This window comes from Oceanobacillus limi (genome assembly GCF_900111445.1).
Taxonomy (GTDB): Bacteria; Bacillota; Bacilli; order Bacillales; family Amphibacillaceae; genus Ornithinibacillus; species Ornithinibacillus limi.
Genome location: NZ_FOHE01000004.1, coordinates 20,672 through 40,555 on the forward strand (window position 1 = coordinate 20,672; position 19,884 = coordinate 40,555).

Annotated in this window: 24 protein-coding genes, 1 pseudogene and 1 other annotated feature; of the genes and pseudogenes, 8 read left to right on the top strand and 17 right to left on the bottom strand. The window is 37.3% G+C overall.

The window, feature by feature from the left end; all coding sequences use genetic code 11:
- Positions 1–44: 44 nt before the first annotated feature.
- A complete protein-coding gene (locus BMX40_RS05720; RefSeq protein WP_090867756.1) occupies positions 45–827 on the top strand; it encodes a Yip1 family protein in 783 nt (260 codons plus the stop codon).
- 71 nt (positions 828–898) lie between these two features.
- Here the strand turns inward: BMX40_RS05720 and BMX40_RS05725 are convergent, their stop codons facing one another.
- From BMX40_RS05725 to BMX40_RS05735, 3 genes are all read right to left on the bottom strand, one after another.
- Positions 899–1,102, bottom strand: a complete 204-nt coding sequence (locus tag BMX40_RS05725) for a zinc ribbon domain-containing protein (RefSeq protein ID WP_090867758.1) — start codon at positions 1,100–1,102, stop codon at positions 899–901.
- Between the two features lie 106 nt (positions 1,103–1,208).
- The gene (locus tag BMX40_RS05730) at positions 1,209–1,886 is read right to left on the bottom strand and encodes a TraR/DksA C4-type zinc finger protein (RefSeq protein WP_090867760.1); all 678 of its coding nucleotides are present in this window, start codon (positions 1,884–1,886) and stop codon (positions 1,209–1,211) included.
- A gap of 84 nt (positions 1,887–1,970) precedes the next feature.
- Positions 1,971–2,420: a GNAT family N-acetyltransferase gene (locus BMX40_RS05735; RefSeq protein WP_090867762.1), complete on the bottom strand. Its 450-nt coding sequence runs from the start codon at positions 2,418–2,420 to the stop codon at positions 1,971–1,973.
- A gap of 81 nt (positions 2,421–2,501) precedes the next feature.
- Between BMX40_RS05735 and BMX40_RS05740 the strand changes: the two genes are divergently transcribed.
- Complete coding sequence (locus tag BMX40_RS05740) at positions 2,502–3,377, top strand: NAD(P)-dependent oxidoreductase (RefSeq protein WP_090867764.1); 876 nt, start codon at positions 2,502–2,504, stop codon at positions 3,375–3,377.
- 5 nt (positions 3,378–3,382) lie between these two features.
- On the opposite strand, the gene BMX40_RS05745 is transcribed toward BMX40_RS05740, so the two are convergent.
- From BMX40_RS05745 to BMX40_RS05755, 3 genes are all read right to left on the bottom strand, one after another.
- A complete protein-coding gene (locus tag BMX40_RS05745) occupies positions 3,383–3,682 on the bottom strand; it encodes a hypothetical protein (RefSeq protein WP_090867766.1) in 300 nt (99 codons plus the stop codon).
- A 2-nt stretch (positions 3,683–3,684) separates the two neighbouring features.
- Positions 3,685–4,365: a class I SAM-dependent methyltransferase gene (locus BMX40_RS05750; RefSeq protein ID WP_090867769.1), complete on the bottom strand. Its 681-nt coding sequence runs from the start codon at positions 4,363–4,365 to the stop codon at positions 3,685–3,687.
- Positions 4,366–4,484: 119 nt separating this feature from the next.
- Positions 4,485–4,682: a cold shock domain-containing protein gene (locus BMX40_RS05755; RefSeq protein WP_090867773.1), complete on the bottom strand. Its 198-nt coding sequence runs from the start codon at positions 4,680–4,682 to the stop codon at positions 4,485–4,487.
- A 340-nt stretch (positions 4,683–5,022) separates the two neighbouring features.
- Between BMX40_RS05755 and trhO the strand changes: the two genes are divergently transcribed.
- Positions 5,023–6,003, top strand: coding sequence for an oxygen-dependent tRNA uridine(34) hydroxylase TrhO (gene trhO / locus BMX40_RS05760; protein WP_090867775.1), 981 nt, complete (start codon positions 5,023–5,025; stop codon positions 6,001–6,003).
- Between the two features lie 227 nt (positions 6,004–6,230).
- The gene (locus tag BMX40_RS05765; protein WP_090867777.1) at positions 6,231–6,707 is read left to right on the top strand and encodes a glutathione peroxidase; all 477 of its coding nucleotides are present in this window, start codon (positions 6,231–6,233) and stop codon (positions 6,705–6,707) included.
- A 41-nt stretch (positions 6,708–6,748) separates the two neighbouring features.
- Here BMX40_RS05765 and BMX40_RS05770 read toward each other — a convergent pair whose 3' ends face one another.
- The 5 genes from BMX40_RS05770 to proS all read right to left on the bottom strand — a co-directional run bounded on the left by BMX40_RS05770 (position 6,749) and on the right by proS (position 12,021).
- Positions 6,749–7,471 (bottom strand): amino acid ABC transporter ATP-binding protein, encoded by a 723-nt coding sequence (locus BMX40_RS05770; RefSeq protein ID WP_090867779.1) that lies wholly within the window; start codon positions 7,469–7,471, stop codon positions 6,749–6,751.
- Positions 7,464–8,123 carry an amino acid ABC transporter permease gene (locus BMX40_RS05775; protein WP_090867781.1) on the bottom strand — a complete coding sequence of 220 codons (660 nt, stop codon included), beginning with the start codon at positions 8,121–8,123 and terminating at the stop codon, positions 7,464–7,466. Before BMX40_RS05775 ends, BMX40_RS05770 begins: the two co-directional genes overlap by 8 nt.
- A gap of 31 nt (positions 8,124–8,154) precedes the next feature.
- A complete protein-coding gene (locus BMX40_RS05780) occupies positions 8,155–8,937 on the bottom strand; it encodes a transporter substrate-binding domain-containing protein (RefSeq protein ID WP_090867783.1) in 783 nt (260 codons plus the stop codon).
- Between the two features lie 62 nt (positions 8,938–8,999).
- On the bottom strand, positions 9,000–10,163 hold the full coding sequence (locus tag BMX40_RS05785; protein ID WP_090867785.1) for a M20 family metallopeptidase: 1,164 nt from the start codon (positions 10,161–10,163) through the stop codon (positions 9,000–9,002).
- Between the two features lie 418 nt (positions 10,164–10,581).
- Positions 10,582–12,021, bottom strand: coding sequence for a proline--tRNA ligase (gene proS / locus BMX40_RS05790; RefSeq protein WP_090867787.1), 1,440 nt, complete (start codon positions 12,019–12,021; stop codon positions 10,582–10,584).
- Between the two features lie 59 nt (positions 12,022–12,080).
- Positions 12,081–12,291 (bottom strand) — a binding site (T-box leader).
- A 331-nt stretch (positions 12,292–12,622) separates the two neighbouring features.
- On the opposite strand from proS, the gene BMX40_RS05795 reads away from it, so the two are divergent.
- Complete coding sequence (locus tag BMX40_RS05795) at positions 12,623–12,802, top strand: hypothetical protein (RefSeq protein ID WP_090867789.1); 180 nt, start codon at positions 12,623–12,625, stop codon at positions 12,800–12,802.
- Positions 12,803–12,837: 35 nt separating this feature from the next.
- Here the strand turns inward: BMX40_RS05795 and thiD are convergent, their stop codons facing one another.
- The 3 genes and pseudogenes from thiD to BMX40_RS05810 form a co-directional block, all read right to left on the bottom strand.
- Positions 12,838–13,644 carry a bifunctional hydroxymethylpyrimidine kinase/phosphomethylpyrimidine kinase gene (gene thiD / locus BMX40_RS05800; protein WP_342028671.1) on the bottom strand — a complete coding sequence of 269 codons (807 nt, stop codon included), beginning with the start codon at positions 13,642–13,644 and terminating at the stop codon, positions 12,838–12,840.
- Between the two features lie 61 nt (positions 13,645–13,705).
- Positions 13,706–14,203 (bottom strand): DUF456 domain-containing protein, encoded by a 498-nt coding sequence (locus BMX40_RS05805; RefSeq protein WP_244513381.1) that lies wholly within the window; start codon positions 14,201–14,203, stop codon positions 13,706–13,708.
- An 11-nt stretch (positions 14,204–14,214) separates the two neighbouring features.
- A pseudogene (locus tag BMX40_RS05810) lies at positions 14,215–14,531 on the bottom strand (glycerol-3-phosphate acyltransferase); the annotation flags it as partial.
- A gap of 127 nt (positions 14,532–14,658) precedes the next feature.
- Between BMX40_RS05810 and BMX40_RS05815 the strand changes: the two are divergent.
- A complete protein-coding gene (locus BMX40_RS05815) occupies positions 14,659–15,216 on the top strand; it encodes a M15 family metallopeptidase (protein WP_090867794.1) in 558 nt (185 codons plus the stop codon).
- Between the two features lie 85 nt (positions 15,217–15,301).
- Positions 15,302–16,273: a ring-cleaving dioxygenase gene (locus BMX40_RS05820; RefSeq protein ID WP_090867796.1), complete on the top strand. Its 972-nt coding sequence runs from the start codon at positions 15,302–15,304 to the stop codon at positions 16,271–16,273.
- A gap of 70 nt (positions 16,274–16,343) precedes the next feature.
- Here the strand turns inward: BMX40_RS05820 and BMX40_RS05825 are convergent, their stop codons facing one another.
- From BMX40_RS05825 to BMX40_RS05835, 3 genes are read right to left on the bottom strand one after another with little or no spacing between them, the layout of a single operon-like run.
- Positions 16,344–17,327, bottom strand: coding sequence for a Gfo/Idh/MocA family protein (locus tag BMX40_RS05825; RefSeq protein WP_090867798.1), 984 nt, complete (start codon positions 17,325–17,327; stop codon positions 16,344–16,346).
- A 3-nt stretch (positions 17,328–17,330) separates the two neighbouring features.
- Entirely contained in the window at positions 17,331–17,495 is a 165-nt protein-coding gene (gene ytzI, locus BMX40_RS05830; protein WP_094030681.1) for a YtzI protein, read from the bottom strand.
- 2 nt (positions 17,496–17,497) lie between these two features.
- A complete protein-coding gene (locus BMX40_RS05835; protein WP_090867800.1) occupies positions 17,498–18,442 on the bottom strand; it encodes a ketopantoate reductase family protein in 945 nt (314 codons plus the stop codon).
- Positions 18,443–18,891: 449 nt separating this feature from the next.
- Between BMX40_RS05835 and ehuB the strand changes: the two genes are divergently transcribed.
- A complete protein-coding gene (ehuB, locus tag BMX40_RS05840) occupies positions 18,892–19,806 on the top strand; it encodes an ectoine/hydroxyectoine ABC transporter substrate-binding protein EhuB (protein ID WP_090867802.1) in 915 nt (304 codons plus the stop codon).
- Positions 19,807–19,884 lie beyond the last annotated feature (78 nt).

The following is a 19,884-nucleotide window of genomic DNA, read 5'->3' on the forward strand; positions in this document are numbered from 1 at the left end:
TTATAGTATCATTAAGGTAACTTAACTTGAAAGGTTGTGGAAAAATGCACTGTACGAATTGTGGACAAGAGACGGAAATTGGGGCATTTTGTACAAATTGCGGTACCGAGTTAAACACAGAGCAAGCAGCAACATTAAATAACAACCCAGATGCTGCAAATCAATCCGAAGAACAAACTGAAAATTCATCGAATGAAACGGTAAAGAAACTAAGAATTATAGGAGATAATTTTAGTCATTTCTTTATGACGCTTATAAAAAAGCCAGATGCGGCCATAAGAGCGAATTACAACGATTTCACTTCAGCATCGATTACCATGACGATCTTTTCGTTATTCATCGCTTTAAGTACATACCTTGCCATTCATTCTACTGCTGGTCCAAGAGGAATGTTTGTTGATGTGTCATTTATCGATCACTTTTTGGTGCCATTTTTATCCTTTGTCATTATTTTTGGAGCGATTGGTATGTTAACTTTTGCGGCTCTCCGGATGATTAAAAGCGAACTATCATTTAAAGATGCGCTAGCAAAGTATGGCGCCTATTTAGTTCCGTTTTTTCTTTTATATGTTTTTGGTTTCTTACTTACCTTAATAAATTTAAAAGGGTTAGCCGTACTTATATTCTTTATCAGCATATTTGGCTCACTAATACTAGCACCGACATTCATCATCTTAAGTCAAAACGATCGTAGTATGGATCGTATTTATATACTAATTGGATTTTATATTATATCCTTATTGCTTTTTTGGGTAGTTGTTCAATCCATTTCCACTGTAATGATTCAGACACATTTAGAAAATATAATCGGCAATTTTGGTTATTAAAGAATAAAAGCACTAGCGCCCTGGATTATCTAGTGAAAAAGTCCTCTTCCCAAGCGAAAGAGGACTTTTCTTTATCCGAAAAACAAATCAAAAATATTACTACCGGTTGAACTTTGTTTATTGTAAAACTCAGAGTACCCACAGTTTTTACAGTATACTACGATAAACTGATTATGTTGGACGTCAAACATTTTTGATAAGCCAGTCCCCGTCATCGCCACTTCTTTCTTGTCAGCGTCCGTACTTCCACATTTCAAACATCCGTTATCACTCATTTAACATCACGCTCCTTACTAAGATATACGAAATAACACCCTATTTTGTTTCAACGTAACAAGAAAAATGCACACAACTTATTTACATTGTGTACATTTCACATTATCACTCATTCTGATCATATTCTTCTTCATATTTATTATGGTTTGGTGTAACACCAGTAAATTTACCACGCTCATCCGCAGCGATAAAGTCCTCAATATCTTCTACACTACTTACAATTTCATCACTATTTGGATACATTTCATTATACTGATCCTGATCTCCATAAAAGTCTGAAGCCGTCTCCGAAGTTCCGTAATTACTTACCTCTTGGTAGGCATCTTCTGCATCATAGTTAACCTGATTCTCGTCGGTAACTTCATCTGGATTTATATTGGGACTAAACACCCTTTCCTCCACTGGACGACTGCTTTCAAAGGTTACATTATTGGCATGCTCTACACAACGATCTGTCGTTGGAACTGCCTCTAACCGTTCAATAGGTATATCAGCTCCACACTTACTACAAATACCATATGTTCCTTGTTCGATCGCATGTAAAGCCTCATTTATCTCCTCAAGCTCTTGTTCTGCATGCTCATTTAAAGCAACATCTTTTTCACGTTCATATAGTTCTGTGCCTAGATCAGCAGGATGGTTGTCATAGTTAGACAGTTCACTCATCGATTCTTTTACTAGTTCCAATTCATTTCCAAAGTGATCCTGAACGTGACTTATCAATTCATTTTGCCGCGCTAATAATGCCTCTTTACATTGATTAAGTTGATCACGTGTTATCATAATTAGCCTCCTCCATTAGAGCCGTATATATTGCTTGAAAAAGGTTGCTAATTATACTATGTGTAAAAGCCCTATTCTGATTCTTTATTTTCGAATTCGAAGCATGTCAATATGTGGTATGTTATCCTCTAAGTATTCTTCTGTAATTTGCTCAAACCCTAACGATTCATAAAACGCACGCAAATAAACTTGGGCTTGAATTTGGATTTTATCCGCTTGCCATTCATCTGAAATAAATTTAATCGCTCGTTTCATAATCAATCCCGCATATCCATTCCCTCGAAATTTTCTTACTACCATTACCCTTCCAATCGATGCTGCATCCGAATATTTTAACCCCTTCGGTAAAAGTCGAACCAAAGCAGCTATTTCACCATTTATTTTTAAATAGTAATGAATCGAATCTTGGTCAAAGTTATCCAACTCTGGATAGGGACAATCCTGTTCTACCACAAAAACATCTACTCTCGCTTTTAAAAGAGCATATAATTCGTCATTAGGTATTTCTTCGAACTTTTTAATATTCCATTCCATGTACTAACACTCCCCTTGAAGGATATTATATAATGAATGGCGAATTAGTTTATAATCATTTACATAAAGGGAGTCGTTATTATGATTACCAAGAAGTCAAAAATTGGGTTTATCGGAACTGGTGTAATGGGGAAAAGTATGGTTTATAACTTACTACAATCAGGCTATAATGTAAGCATTTATACTCGAACAAAGTCAAAGGCACAGGATTTGTTAGCGAATGGCGCTCAGTGGAAAAACTCTGTTGCGGAAATTGCTCAAACGTCCGATTTAATTATTACGATCGTAGGCTACCCAAAGGATGTTGAGGAAGTTTATTTCGGCTCAAATGGCATATTAGAAAATGCAAAACCTGGTTCTTATGTGATCGATATGACGACCTCGAAGCCATCCTTAGCGGTGAAGATTTATGAGCAGGCAAAAGCCAACCAAATCCATTCTTTGGATGCACCTGTTTCTGGTGGGGATGTCGGAGCCAAAAATGGAAGTTTAGCAATCATGGTAGGTGGTGACAAAGATGCATTTAATGCTGTTTCACCAATTTTCAACATTCTCGGGGAAAATATTATCTTACAAGGTGATGCAGGAGCTGGTCAACATACCAAATTGAGCAATCAAATTACCATTGCATCAAATATGATTGGTGTTTGTGAAGCAATCATTTATGCAAAAAAAGCCGGTCTTGACCCTGAACGAGTCCTTCAAAGTATTACAACAGGAGCAGCAGGTAGCTTTTCGTTATCTATCCTTGGGCCACGGATGATTAAAGGTGACTTTGAACCTGGATTTTATGTAAAGCATTTTATTAAGGATATGACTATCGCTTTAGAATCTGCTCAAGAAATGGGACTATCCACGCCAGGTCTCTCTTTATCACTCGAACTATATAAAGAATTAGCGGAAAAAGGGGAAGCTGATAGCGGCACGCAAGCATTAATTAAACTATTCCAAGCATAGATCATTTATCTCTTTTGCTGATCAATTTGTTCTTGAACTAGAAATGCAAGGTCATCGTTCCCAAAGAGTTGTAAGACATTTAATACCGTTTGGTTAGGTATCTCTTCCGACTCTTCCTTGGGAACGGTTAACTCCATCGCTTCAACCAATGCCTGATTTTTTAATTGATCTGGGTAGGCTTTTCCATACAGATTCACTGGGTCTATACCATTATTGATACACCACTGTGCATAAACTAAAATCATCATTTTTTCATCACTTTTATAGCTTTCAATAACTCTTTCTTCCATTTCTTTTCTATCCAACTTTATTCACCAACTTTCTGTAACATAAAAACCCACATAAATGTAAGTGCCTGTTTTAATTCTAACGACAATTCCTGATAGTGCTTTTCCTCTACTCCTTGCTTGTAAACACCAAATCCATCTAGATAATCGAAATGAAGCTCTTTAGCCAGCTTACCAAATTCCCAAGGCATCATGGAATTATTGATCGTTTCCTCACCATATACTCGAGGGTAACCGTTTGACCTCGGTCCCGCAGTCGGCCCCAAAATACCAACACAAAGTAGCCCATCCTTTTTTAAGACACGCTTAAGCTCTTTTAATGCATTTGCTGGAACTTCCGTCCATTCTAAAACATTAATAGACATCATACCATCAAAATGATTGGATTCAAATGGGAGACTCGTTACGTCCCCTTGCAAAAATCGGATATCATTTCCTTGTGCTCTAGCTTTTTTTATCATTTCATTTGAAAGGTCAATACCTGTTACTTTGTATCCTGCTTGCTTTAGTTTATAGGAACCATATCCATCTCCGCAGCCGACATCAAGAATATGACTTCCTTCCTTAATATGTTTGGAAAGGAATGGAATGATACCTTTCCTACTCCCCTCATTCCACATGGACATACTACGTTCACTCCAGAATCCAGCTCGTTGATCCCACTGTTCTTTTGCTACTTGATGCCAATCAAATGAACTCATGCCAGACACCTCCATCTCTTCAATATTAAGGCTAGCTATACTACCTTCTTAACAAATCTTCCCTTGCAAAAAAGGCCTATCCCCGAAGAGATAAGCCTTTTACCTTTAGCTTCTATAAATTATAGACGAGTAACGTTAGCTGCTTGTGGTCCGCGGTTACCTTCTACGATTTCAAATTCAACGTCTTGACCTTCTTCAAGAGTTTTGAAACCTTCAGCATTGATTGCTGAGAAATGTACGAATACATCGTCTCCGTCTTCGCGCTCGATGAAACCAAAACCTTTTTCTGCGTTAAACCATTTTACTTTACCAGTCATTAAAATGACCTCCTTATACAAATATCGTGCAAAGTATAATTGAATCATTAATACTATTACACCACTTTGTTAAAGAGATCGTAAAGTATTACAAATTTCAATTTCCTTTTGCACTTTTAACTTTACCTTTTTATGAAATAAAATGCAAGTAAATCACCATTTATTTGTAAAAATAATTTTTGAACTTTATTGAAAACTTCCAAACTGCGTCCAAAAGCAGAAAGATATTGATAAACCATCACTTATTTGCTAAAATATAGTCTTGCAAGATTATAAAAATGAATATCGACTACCAAACATTTATATCTTGCAAATATGAATGGATAGGTGGTAAAAACAAATGGAAAAACAAGATTACAGAGTATTATTGTATTATCATTATACGGACATTGAGGATCCTGAAACCTTTGCAACTGAACATCTGAAGTTCTGTAAAGATATTGAATTAAAAGGTAGAATTTTAGTTGCCAAAGAAGGAATCAATGGTACAGTTTCTGGTACAGTTGAAAATACGAACAAATATATGGAAGCAATGAGAAATGATCCGCATTTTGATGGTATTATTTTCAAAGTGGATGAACACGATGGACATGCATTCAAGAAAATGCATGTACGCCCTCGTAAAGAGTTAGTAACACTTCGTTTAGATGAAGAAGAAGATGTGAGTCCACAAGAACTAACTGGTGAAAAGCTAAGTCCAAAAGAATGGTATGAAGAGATGCAACGTGAAGATACCGTTGTTATCGATACGCGTAATGATTATGAATATGAATTGGGTCATTTCCGCGGCGCAATTAATCCTGATATCAAAACGTTCCGTGACTTACCAGATTGGGTTCGCGAGAATAAACATTTAATTGAAGGTAAAAAGGTTCTAATGTATTGTACTGGTGGAATTCGTTGTGAAAAATTCACCGGTTGGATGATAAAAGAAGGATTCGAAGATGTTGCACAACTTCACGGTGGAATTGTAACTTACGGAAAAGATCCTGAAGTACAAGGTGAACTTTGGGATGGTCAATGCTACGTATTTGATGAGCGAATTTCCGTACCTGTAAACCAAAAAGAACATGTTGTCGTAGGTAAAGACTACTTTGACGGTAAAGCATGTGAACGCTTTGTAAATTGTGCAAATCCAGAATGTAATAAACAAATTCTCTGCTCAGAAGAAAATGAGCATAAATATATGCGTGGTTGCACACATGAATGTCGTGTAAGCCCAAGAAACTTATATGTACAAGAGCATAATCTATCACAAGAAGAAATTCAACATCGATTAGATGTAATTGCTGAAGAAGATAACGTAAAACAAGAAGCTTAAGTTAAAAGGCGGCCAAATGGTCGTCTTTTTTGTTGCTTACCAGGAAATTATCAAATTAAATCCCTGTAGATAAATTATTGGCAGGAACAGCCACGTCCAGAGCTGCAGCACCCGCGTACTTCTTCGGGTTATCTTACACAAATAACAAAGAAACGATCTGTTGAATAATCGATTTCATTGTTTTCCCCTTGCGCCCTTGCTATTGTATAATTAAGGGAGGAATGAAAATGAGCGTTTACGATTACTCAGCAACTACAATGAACGGTGAAGAGAAATCTTTAGCTGATTACAAGGGAAAGGTACTTCTAGTCGTTAATACAGCTAGTGAATGTGGCTTCACACCACAGTTTGAGGGTTTACAGAATCTATACAAGGACTACCAAGACCAAGGATTGGAAATTTTAGGATTTCCTAGCAACCAATTTGGAAATCAAGACCCTGGTTCGAATGAGGAAATCAGTACCTTTTGCCAGCGAAATTATGGGGTCACCTTTCCAATGTTTCATAAAATAGATGTGAAAGGTGATACAAAGCACCCACTTTTCGCTTATCTAACAAACGAAGCAAAGGGATTATTGTCCAAAGAAATAAAATGGAACTTTACCAAGTTTTTGATTGATAAAAACGGTAATGTCGTTAATCGATACGCACCACAAACAAAGCCAGAAAGCATTAAACAAGATATTGAGAAATTATTAAATTGACTAAAAGAAGCTTCGAGTTCCTTTAACTCAGAAGCTTCTTCTTATAATACTTTATCTAGAAATTCTTTCGCTCTGGTCGTCTTTGGCTGATTGAAGAAGGTTTGAGGCTTATCCTCTTCCATTAGTCTTCCTTCATCCAAAAACATAATACGGTCAGCTACTTCTTTAGCAAAATTCATCTCGTGCGTAACGACTACCATCGTCATACCTGTCTGCGCCAAATCCTTCATTACATCTAATACTTCTTTAACCATTTCTGGATCAAGTGCAGATGTTGGCTCATCAAACAACATCGCTTCAGGATCCATTGCTAATGCACGCGCAATTGCTACCCGTTGTTTCTGACCGCCAGATAAACGATTTGGATAGGAGGATTCTTTATCTGTTAATCCTACTTTCGCAAGTAATTCCTTGGCTATTTGCTCCGCTTCATCCTTCTTTAACTTCTTCACTTTGACTGGAGCATAAGTTACATTTTCTAGTACGGTCATATGGGGAAATAAATGAAAATGTTGAAACACCATCCCAATATTTTTTCTTATTTCCGTTTTATTCGCGTTTGAATTCGCTACTTCGTTATCATGAAACCAAATCTCACCAGAACTTGGTTGCTCCAAGAGGTTCAGGCATCTCAAAAAAGTCGATTTTCCTGAACCCGACGGCCCAATAACAGCTACTACTTCTCCCGGTTGGATGGTTGTCGTTATATTCTTTAATACCGAATTATTTCCAAATTCTTTGGATAAATCTATTGTTTTAATCACTTTGACGCATCCTCCGTTCTACGAAACTACCAATATTAGTAAGAATAAAAATCATTATCCAATAAATAATCCCAGCTATGAGGAGAGGTTCAAAATTACGATACAACTGTGCTCCGACAATCTCTGCCCTTCTCATCAAGTCCATGTATCCAATTGTTGAAACTAAAGCAGACTCTTTTGTTAATGTAATGAATTCATTCATTAATGCTGGTAAGATATTTTTTAAAGCCTGAGGTAATATAATGGAAAGCATCATCGCAGGATAGGGAACGCCAAGTGCCTCTGCTGCTTCAACCTGCCCTTGATCCACAGCTAATATTCCGGCTCGAATTATTTCTGATACATATGCTGCTGAGTTCAATCCAAATGCTAAAACAGCACTGAGGAATATTGCAATATCATACCCTGTTAATTGTGGAATAGCATAATGAATTAACATCAACTGCAGAATCAGTGGTGTTCCACGAAAAATAGAAGTATAGATATCTGCTGGCCATTTTAATATTTTTTTATTTGTAATTTTACACAATGCTAAAATGGTACCTAATACTAATCCAAATAGGATCGAAACACTTACAAATTTTAATGTAGCCCCAATTCCTTCTAATATAAAAGGAATAGAAGGCACGATTTGGCTGAAATCCAAATTCATGCCTTAACACCTCTCCTTCTAGTTGCCTATCTTATTCATAGTCAGATAACCATTCATCTTTTAATTCTTCCATTTTCCCACTGTCAGTCAGTTCTTCTAGGATATCATTTACTTTATTTACTTGATCGCTCCCTTTCGGAAAAGCAATCGCCATACCCGGTGAGCTAGTAGTTGGATCATCGAATCCAACAAACCCTTGGGAATCAACATACCCTTTTGCAACTGTCTTATCCATATACGCAACATCAATTCGATTTGAGTTTAATTCCTGGATAAGGATACTGGCATCATCGACTTTCTTTACCTCAAATCCATATTCCTCAGCTAGGGTTTCGGCACCTTCTTCTTGAATTGTCCCAAGCTGAACCCCTACCACTTTACCTTCTAATTCTTCTAAACTATCTACTTCCGCATCTGTTTGTGAAATAAACATTTCTCCAGAACGATGGTATGCATTGGAGAAATCAACATTTTGTCTACGGTCTTCCGTTGCGCTCATCCCTGCCATCACCATATCGACACGATCAGCTTGTAAAGCACCGATCAATCCGTCAAAATCCATGTCTTCAATTTCTAATTCGTATCCTAATTCATCTGCTATAATTTTTGCTAATTCTATATCGAACCCTTGAAAGTTCCCTTCTGTATCATAGGATTCAAATGGTGGAAAGTCGGCAGAAGTTGCCATTTTTAAAACTTCTTTATCCTCTGTTTCCTCTGATGTTGAAGCTGCATCCTCCGCATCTGCCCCACATGCAGCCATCAAACTTACTATAAGTCCTACCATAAGTACTTGAATAATCCACTTTTTCATCACAAATCTCCCCTTATCATTATCATTTAATATAAATATTTATGCATTAAAATGTATAAAAATTACTTTTGTTTTTTATTAAATTCCATTGCGATTGCATCCATCAATTCCGTGTCAACGATAATATCATATCCTGTAGATGCCAGTGCTAACGCTCCTTGAATTAATGCTTGGTGTCCATCCATAGTAATTGTCTTTTCAGCAAATTCTTTTGTATGTGCGACTAATCCCGGCTCATTTAATGAGATATAGGGATGAATAGCAGGTACAACATGACTAACATTCCCCATATCAATTGAACCATAGCTTTGCTTAGCTGGTAATACATCATGATTACTAGATTCTTTTAAATTCTGAGTAAATGATTGTGATAAAGCATCATTCGTTACCATATTGTCATAGCTCAATTCATAATTTGATATATCTAGTATTGCTCCCGTCATGAGTGCAGCACCTTTTGCAATATTTTCTACCTTTTCAACAACTCCATCTAATACGGAACGCTCTTTAGCCCGAATATAAAATTGAGCTACTGCGTAATCTGGAACAACATTTGCTGCTTTTCCCCCATCTGAAATAACTCCATGGATTCGAACGTCATCAGCTAAATGCTCCCGCATTGCATTAATACCATTGAATAGTTGAATCACACTATCCAAAGCATTGATCCCTTTTTCAGGTGATGCTGCTGCATGAGACGACCTACCAGTATAAGCAAATTGTACGGCATCCATCGCTAATGAATCACCACTCTCATAAGAGGCATCACCGGGATGAAGAATCATCGCGACATCAACATCATCAAATACACCTTGTTCACTCATTGGCACCTTTGCACCGTTTGTTTCTTCAGCAGGCGTGCCTAATACAACTACATTTCCTCCAATTTCATCTACTAACTTACTTAATATTACTCCTGCACCAACACTCATCGTTCCAATCAGGTTATGTCCACACCCATGGCCGACTCCAGGTAATGCATCATATTCAGCCAAATATGCAATAGTAGGTCCAGGCTTTTCACTTCTATATTCTGCTTTAAACGCAGTTGGACGATTCACAATTCCCTTTTCTACCTGGAAATGATGCTTCAATAAATAATCTGTAAGTAGTTTCATTGACTGATATTCTTGATCACCTAGTTCAGGATTATGATAAAGATGATCACTCATTTCTATTAATTTCTGTTTTGTTTTATTTAATTCTACCTGCAATTGTTCTTTCATATTTATTCACCTTTTTGTATATTTATTAACTTATGTGTATATTTATACCATAGTAACTAGATCATTTGCAATAGTATTTTGGAATTTCTATGAATTTTTTCAATTTCAGTTAGGTTTATTCACCTATGTTTATGCTATTTTTCGCGTAAGGCAATTCAATAAAATTGCGGGATGAAACGAACAATGCATACTTGTATGCGGTCTTGTCCATTTGATGATGTCGAGTGATAGAAGGTAATTTTTGACCTGATAAAACTGTCAAATCAGAATTATGATGTTCCGATTCGTCATTGATGAGGATCGTGGTTCCGTTAAATGGCAAAAACAACAAACAAGGAGATCTACTACACATTAAGTTTCATGCTACTTCATCACTAAAGAAAAAGAGCTCTGAGTTTTCTCAGAGCTCTTTCGAATATTAATATGCTTTCGCCCAGTAAACAAGTTCTTTTGCTTCCTTGCCACAGCATACACATGTATCTGCCACTTTCTCTTCTTCAAATGGAATACAACGAGAGGTTGCTGTTGTCTCTTCTTTAATTTTTTCCTCACAAGCAACGTCGCCACACCACATCGCTTTTAGGAATCCACCTTTTTGTTCAAGCGTTTGTTTAAACTCTTCCATATCTGTTGCAACAGATGTTTTTTCATCACGGTGATTTAATGCTTTATCATATAAATTTTGCTGGATTTCTTCTAGCAAGGCTGGTAATCGTTCCTCTAATTGAGTTAGGGCTACAAATTCCTTTTCGCCTGTATCACGACGAACAAGGACAACTTGTTCTTTTTCAATATCTTTTGGCCCCATTTCAATACGAACCGGAATTCCCTTCATTTCGTACTCATTGAATTTCCATCCTGGCATTTTATCACTGCCATCAATATCAACACGAATAAGGTCTTTTAGTTTATCCCGAAGATCATACGCCTTATCGAGCACTCCTTCTTTATGTTGGGCAATTGGTACAATCATAGCCTGTGTAGGTGCGATACGTGGTGGTACTACTAAACCACGATTATCACCATGGACCATAATAAGAGCCCCCATAATACGTGTAGATAATCCCCAGGAGGTTTGATGAACATGTTGTGTCTCACCATTTTCATCTAGGTAAGTAATGTTAAATGCTTCCGCAAAGCCTGAGCCAAAATGATGGGACGTACCAGATTGCAGTGCTTTTCCATCATGCATTAGCGCCTCAATTGTTAACGTGTATTTAGCACCGGCAAATTTTTCTTTATCTGTTTTTCTACCACGTAGTACTGGTATTGCTAAATATTTTTCAACTAAATTGGCATAAACACCTAGCATTCGATCGGTTTCTTCGGATGCATCTTTATCGGTTGCATGGGCAGTATGTCCCTCTTGCCAGTGGAATTCTGAGGAACGTAAGAATGGACGTGTCGTCTTTTCCCAGCGTACTACATTTCCCCACTGGTTATATAGCTTCGGCAAATCACGATAGGAATTAATTTTTTTCGAATAATACTCACAGAACAACACCTCAGAAGTTGGTCGAACAGCGATTCTTTCCTGTAATTCCTCTTCTCCTCCGTGAGTAACCCAAGCAACTTCAGGAGCAAAGCCTTCTACATGGTCTTTCTCCTTTTGAAGTAGACTTTCGGGTATAAACAATGGAAAAGCCACATTCGAATGTCCCGTTTCTTTTATCATGCGATCTAATTGGTCACGCACATTTTCCCAAATAGCAAAGCCATATGGTTGTATAATCATAGTCCCTTTAACTTGACCATAATCTACGAGCTCAGCTTGTTTCACTACATCTGTATACCACTGTGCGAAATCGTCTTCCATTGCAGTAATCTTTTCTACAAACTGCTTATTTTTCTTACCCAAATTAATACACCTCTCTATAGAAAATTATTTTTGTTAGAACGCAAAAAATCCTCCGTCCAATAAGGGACCGAGGTCTGGTGGTACCACCCTAATTTGTAACCAGATATAAATGATTACACACTTTGTTTGATAACGGTTTTAAAACCGCGCACATCTTCTCGATGGCGAACTCCAAGGCAGGTTCCAAATTACGTCTTTAGAAAGTTGCAGCGTCCCTTTCCTCTCTGAGAAAGACGTTAAAATTGTACTAATCCTTTTCAACGTTTCCGTATAACTTAGTTTAATTTTAAATATATAGATATAAAGCGCCAAAGTCAAGTATTAGCAGGACTGAACAAAAACTGTAACTTTCTATTTATTTGTTTACAAAACCCCTAATTCATGTGCATCCCATCTCTTCCGTAAATTCGGTTATTTTGAAACTTTTCTCCACCATTTTCGTATCTATAATTAGGAGGGATTCGCCATTCCCAAAGATTGGTTGATAAACTTTATAGGGAAATCTCTACCTAGGAACGTATGGAGCACGTCGGCCAACAGCAGAGAAATTTATCCAATGGCGCTGCTAAGTATACTATGCGATTAGGAGGTTGAAACTGAAATGAATGACTGGCTTATTCGAATGATTATGGTAGTCGTTGCGTTACCTTTTATCTTCTATTTTATAGCATTAGGAAAAAATGTTAGGCAAACGGAAAAAGAACATAAGAAAGATATGACTTATGAGTTAAATCCTTTTACGGGAATGAAAATGCCTGAAGATGATAACAAAAGAAAATAAAAAATAACGAAGTCTGTAAAATCTTACAGACTTCGTTATTTTTCTACTTTTACTTTATAAGCAAGCCCCTGCTTACGTAAACCTGCATGATAGGTAGGGCCAACAACATTAGTATAGGAAAATCCATGTTCAATCGCCGTTGATACAAACTCTTTTGCAGATCGAATGCTTTTCTCTATACTACTTCCTTTCGAGAGGTTCGCCGTAATTGCTGCGGAATATGTACAACCCGCACCACTTGTATGTTCTGTATTAATTCTAGGAACCTCAAATGTTGTAACCGACGATCCATCATACAATACATCCACTGCTGGTCCGGATAGCCTTCCACCTTTCACTAGTACGGCTTTTGAACCTAACTTCCACAAATCAACTGCAGCCTTTTTTAAATCCTCAACATGTGTTAACGTTCGCCCTCCCAACAACAAAGATGCTTCTGGCATGTTTGGTGTCATAATCGTTGCTAGCGGAAGGAGTTTTTCTTGTAGTGATTCGATTGCATCCTCTGCAAGCAATCGTGAGTTCATTTTCCCGATCATCACAGGATCAACCACCACATGCTGGACAGAAGATTGCTCAATTAGTTTAGCTACTGCTACTATTATTTCTTTAGAAAATAACATACCGACTTTAATCGTATCGACACCAACCTGTTCTACTGCAGTAGCAAACTGCGCTTCAATTGCTTCAATGGTTTGAAGATGTACATTCTTTTTTGTATCTGGATGCTTAGCAACAAGAGCAGTTACAACACTCATTCCATAGACATCTAGTTCCTGGAATGTTTTTAAATCTGCTTGAATACCAGCACTTCCTCCTGCTGCTGAACCTGCAATAGTCAAAACCCTTGATGGCATTTTCATTTATTCAATCCCTACCTATGAAAATAATAATTACCTTATTTTAAAATACAATGACAATAAAGAACCAAATGATCATGATTAATTGAATCACAACTTTTGCAAAGGCTCCACCTAAAAACCCTAACAACGAACCTATCGATGCGCGTAGTGCTTCTTGAGTGGTACGACTTTGCATCAATTCAATAACAAATACTGCAATAAACGGAATAATGATAATTCCAAACGGTGGAATGATGAAGGAGCCCACGATAACGGCGATCGCTGCACCACGTTCCCCCCACTTGCTTCCCCCAAACCGTTTTACAAAATAACTATTAGCAATAATATCCGCCACAATTAAAATTACCGTAAACAAAAGCATTGCAATCCAAAATACGAGTCCTAGTTCACTTCCATTTATGATAAAATGATATAATAGAAAACCTATCCATAGAACTAATACAGAAGGTATTATTGGGAAGACAACACCAATAAAACTAAGAATAAATAATGCAATGATACATACCCAAATTACGATATCCAGTTTTCCTTCCTCCAATCATTTAAATGCTAAGCTACTGGCTTTTTAATACTGGAAAGCTTTGTCTCTTCTTTTCGTACAATACGTTTATAGTTCTCCACATGTTTCAATATGCTAAGCAAAGATAAATGAATTACAATTATTATTGGTTCCATTCCAAAGAAATGAGCCATACACCAATGACCAAATAATCAGTAGCATTTGTAAACAATAATAAAATACCTATTCCGATAAGTGCAACCTTCCAATCTATTGCTAACAAAATCCCTACGAAAGATGCTGTACCTTTTCCACCACTAAATTTCATTGTAAGCCGATAATTATGACCGATGATTAGAACAAAAGCGCAAGCGCCCTGGGGAGAGACTTACGGACTGGACTGAGCTCCCCAACAACCATTTTATCGTATAACGTAATTAGCTAGGAGAAAAGGAGCTAGTTACGCAACCATTTTCGGATACGGAGGACTATTATTGAGATATTTACGATCGATCATTTTGTTATTATTAATTTGTATAATTATAATTTTCATCTACTACTATTTTGGATATAACCGTTATGAATACCTTGGGAAAAATGCCCCCTTACCAACTGAATTACATCCCATTGTTGCAGAGAAATCCGAAGTACTTATCAAAAAAGCTGCCAAAGAAGAGATAACGGTTGTTTTTACCGAATCGATTCGCAGTGTAGATAGACAGAATGAGTTATATGCTCTTGGTCGAACAAAGGATGGCAATATCGTCACCTATGCTAAGGGTGGAGAGTCTTACCATAATTATGGATTGGCAATTGATTATGTGCTCATGAAACATAATAACGAACAGACTTGGGATATTAAATATGATGGAAATGGAAACGGGAAATCTGATTGGTTTGAAGTTGCAGCTATTGCAAAAGAGCTTGGGTTTGAGTGGGGTGGGGACTGGGATACTTTCAAAGATTACCCACATCTACAAATGACATTTGGATTGAGCATTTCCCAGCTTCAACGTGGTTTACGTCCAAAAGCAGACTTACAATCGGAATAGGCAGGAAGATAGCATTTGGCTTCTTGTTCAATTAAACTTAAATTATCTTGAATTCAAAATAGTTCCCGGTAAAGGAGGAAATTGTATGCAACTTAAAGGTATCCACCATGTATCAGCTATTACTGCAAACGCTAAAAATAATTATCATTTTTATACCGAAATATTAGGAATGCGATTAGTAAAAAAGACGGTTAATCAGGATGATACATCCGTTTATCATTTGTTTTATGCCGATGAAGTTGGAAACCCTGGAACGGATCTTACCTTTTTCGAAATACCAAATGCGGGGACAACTTACCTTGGTATAAGCAGTATTTCCGGTACCTCATTACGTGTTCCAACGAATCAAGCGCTTGAATATTGGAATAAACGTTTGGATCAGTATAATGTTGATCACGATGGTATTACGATGGAGGGAAAACGACAAGTTATCCATTTTCGAGATCCCGAAAAACAAAGGCTAACACTAGTATCCGATGAAGATAACAAAGGTGTCGCTGGTGGAAGACCATGGTCTAAAAGTAGCGCTTCTATTGAACACGGAATTACAGGACTCGGACCAAGCAAATTAACCGTTGAAAATCCAACACCGACAATCCAAGTTCTGACTGAGGTTTTAACCTTTAAACAAGTAGATCGTTATCCATCATCCATCAAAGGGCAAGAGGATATTATGGTATTTTCAACTGGAGAAGGCGGAACAGGCGCAGAGGTCCATTTGGAGGTTAGAAATGATTTACCTAGGGAAAGACCTGGACGAGGCAGTGTGCATCATGTGGCATTTCGAGTTGAAAACAAAGATGAACTTGCCAAATGGAGAGAACGTCTTCAAGCTGAACGAATTCCTAATTCTGGACTAGTAGATCGATTCTATTTTCAGTCGCTTTATTTCCGAGAACCAAATGGTATTCTATTTGAATTGGCGACCGATGGGCCAGGATTTGCTACCGATGAAGAAGTTGAGCATTTAGGTGAATCCCTTGCCCTACCACCATTTTTTGAGGATCAAAGAAAAGAGATTGAAGCGAAGTTAAAGCCACTTGATACGAAACGATAAGGTAGATAAATCTTTCAAAAAAGTAGAATCAATGATAAAAAACGAGATCGCATTTGATCTCGTTTTTTTATCAATTTTCTTCGCTTGGAAATAATATCCCCGATTTCTTTCTTGCAATCTCCGACCACTTTGCGACCTTATTACTTCGTTCCATCATTTGAATAAATTGCTCTGTATCATTTGTTTCTACCATGTTGATAAATGCCGTTAATTCATAAACCATGTCTAAATCTAGCTGCGAACCTGCTAATTGCTCAATTTCCTGGGAGGAACGAGTTGTTAATCCTATTTGTTTTATTGGAGCTATATGATCCATTGTTAATGTACCTTCTTCCCCATGAATCTCAGATGGTATGGTTCCTTGGGCAATTTTGGAGCACATAATTGTAATATGGAAATCGGTATACGATAACACTAAAGTACCACTTCCATCAATTCCATTACGTAATTTAACTGGAAAATAGTCAATATCAGCTGGACTTCCGAATAAATCGATCGCCATACTTAATGGATAAACCCCTAAGTCCATTAATGCTCCTCCAGCAAACGCCTTGGAAAACACATTAGGCTCATCGCCTGCCTTAAACGCATCATATCTTGAGGAGTATTGAATGTATTGCAAGAGCACACTTCGTATTTCTCCAACTTGATTCAGATTTCGTTTCAAAATTTCATAATTCGGTGAGTACAAGTGACGATAGCCTTCAAAAATAAATACGTTATTTTTAACGGCTTCGTCCATAAGAATAGCCACTTGCTTACGTGTATAAGCTAAGGGCTTTTCACAAAAAACATGCTTTCCTTGGCGGATACAAGCTAAGGCATGTTCATAATGTAAGATGTTTGGAGAAGCAACATACACAAAATCGATTGAATCCTTCAGCAATTCCTCTAGATCCGTATGCCATTTTTCAGCTCCAGTCTTTTCAGCAAATCGTGCAGCAGCTTCTTGTTTTCTTGAATATACGGAATACAATTTTACCTTTCCAATCTGATGAGCTGCTTCAATAAACATCTCGGTTATCCAGCTTGTTCCGATTGTTGAAAATTTCATATTCTACTCCTTCTCTCGCTCGGTCTGTGTTTGATTAGTTGATTCATTATTGTCATTTGGTAATGGATCAACGGTATGTTTATATGCGTACCCTTTTGATGTTGTAAAAAGAGATAAAGCTAGTACCGCAAATATTATTATGATTGCTAGAATAATGTAAATGATCAACTTTATGACACTCCTTTTTTTGTAAAATTAGGTTGGTTGTTTTCAAAAGGTTTTATTATTCCATAGATCGACTCCATATACGGGACCTCCACCCCCATCGCCTTCGCTAAACGGATTGCCCCTCCATGCAAATGATCTAATTCAAGGACGTAGCCTTTTCTTCTATCCTGATGCATCGATGAAGTAGCCTTATCTGGTAGGCTCATCAATTTTGACTTAGCATCTTCTACATCCTCTTCGGAGACATTCACATTATGCGCATTAGCAATCAGCTTCATTTCTTGGAGCATCATCTCGGCGATACGAAAGGTTTCTTGTTTGGAACGAATCGGACCAATTGGTAAGTTTGTTGCCGTCGTTATCCCAGAAAAAGCGTTAATAAACATATACTTTTTCCATAGTTCACGTAAAATATCATCACTAGCTTCTACTTGTATGTTTGCTTTTGAGGCTATCTCTTTGAGCTGATGGCAAATGCTCGTTTGAGTAGCTTCAAGTGAACCAAAAACAAGCTGATGGAAATCACTATTATGTTCCACATGTCCTTTTTCATTTAACGTAGCCATGATAAAAGAGAGACCGCCAAGAACAAAGTCTTTCCCTAATTCGTTTTGTAAGATTGGAATATGCTCGATTCCATTTAACACCGGTAAAATATAGGCACCTTTTTTCCGTAATTCTTTCAAGCTATGAAACGTTCCCTCCAAATGATACCCTTTTACACTTAAAAAGACTAGGTCTACCTCATCGATTTCTTCGACTTTTTTAACGACGTTTGGATCTTCAAATGTGTAGTTTCCTTTTGTGCTATTTACTTTAAGTCCGTGTTTTTCTATTTGTGAAGCTCTATTTTCCCGTACTAAAAACGTTACTTTCTCACCAGCTTCCTCCAAGCGGGCTCCAAAATAAACACCTAATGCTCCTGCACCAACTACAACAATATTCAATCTGAATCCTCCTTCAAACGATTATACTGATATCGTACATATTTCATATTCTATTGTCTAACTAGTAAATCATGACTCGTTGTCAATTTTTGGGGATTTAATAGAATTTTCAACTATATTTGAGTATATTTTAGAATCATCAAGATAAGGTCGGACCTATGCAATCATATGCAATTTAATTCCAAATTATCTAAATATACTGCGTTTGAACTCGTACATAGTTATCGATAACATTAATATATAGCTGTTTGAAATCTGTTTTTCTTTCAAGTGTATTTCTTTTGGAATCAATGTGGTGATTTATACCTAATATGGAAGTCACCACGTTTTCGAATGGACAATGTCTTAAATTTAAGGTTTCAAACGGTTTGTAAAAAGGGAAAATACTTTACGATAGTACTTGGCGAGTTAGCCAATGTATTAAAAAAACTTAGGAGGTCATTTAGGGTATGAAGAAGTTATTAATAGCTTCAATTTTTGTATTTTCTATTATTCTATTAGCTGCATGTGGGGATGATGCTAGTGGAGATGGAGATAGCGGAAACACTTCTGGAGATAATGGAGATAGTGAACAAAGTGGAGATGATAGCTTACTAGCTCAACTCCAAGAAGAAGGAAAAGTTACAATTGGTTTTGCAAATGAAAAACCTTATGCATACGAAGAAGATGGTGAGTTAAAAGGGGCTGCATATGATATTGCAGAAGCAGTATTTGCTGAACTTGGAATTGAAGAATTAGATGCACAGCTATCTGAGTTCGGACAATTGATTCCTGGACTTAACGCCGGTAAATTTGATGTTATTACAGCTGGTATGGCAATCAACCCAGACCGTTGTGAGCAAGTGGACTTTGGTGATCCTGAAATGATGTATGGTGAAGGACTTGTCGTTCAAAAAGGGAATCCATTAGATTTACATAGCTATTCAGATATAGCTGAGGCAGACGCAACAGTATCTATTATGTCAGGTGCAACTGAAAATGAATATGTGAAAACGGAAGGCGTAGATGCCGGTCAAATACAAGCTGCTGCAGATATACCTGCTACTTTCTCTGCTGTTTCTTCCGGCCGAGCAGATGCAACTACTGCTACAGAAATGACGTTAAGAATGGCATTAGAAACTTCTGGTGATGACCTAGAATTTGTAGAAGACTTCGAACAACCAGATATTGAAGGTATTCCTAGTTATGGCGCTGCGGCATTCCATAAAGATAGTGACGAATTACGCGAGGCTTATAATGAAAAATTAGCAGAGTTAAAAGAAGATGGGACTATTGTAGAATTAATGGAACAAAATGGTTTCTTAAATAATGAAGTTCCAGAAGAAATCACTACTGAAGGCGTTTGTAGTGGAGATCAGTACTAATTCGTAAACAAGTTATATTATGACTCCAAAGGGTCAGGCTCCCTCGACCGGGGGTCTGACCCTTTCATTTAACGAAAG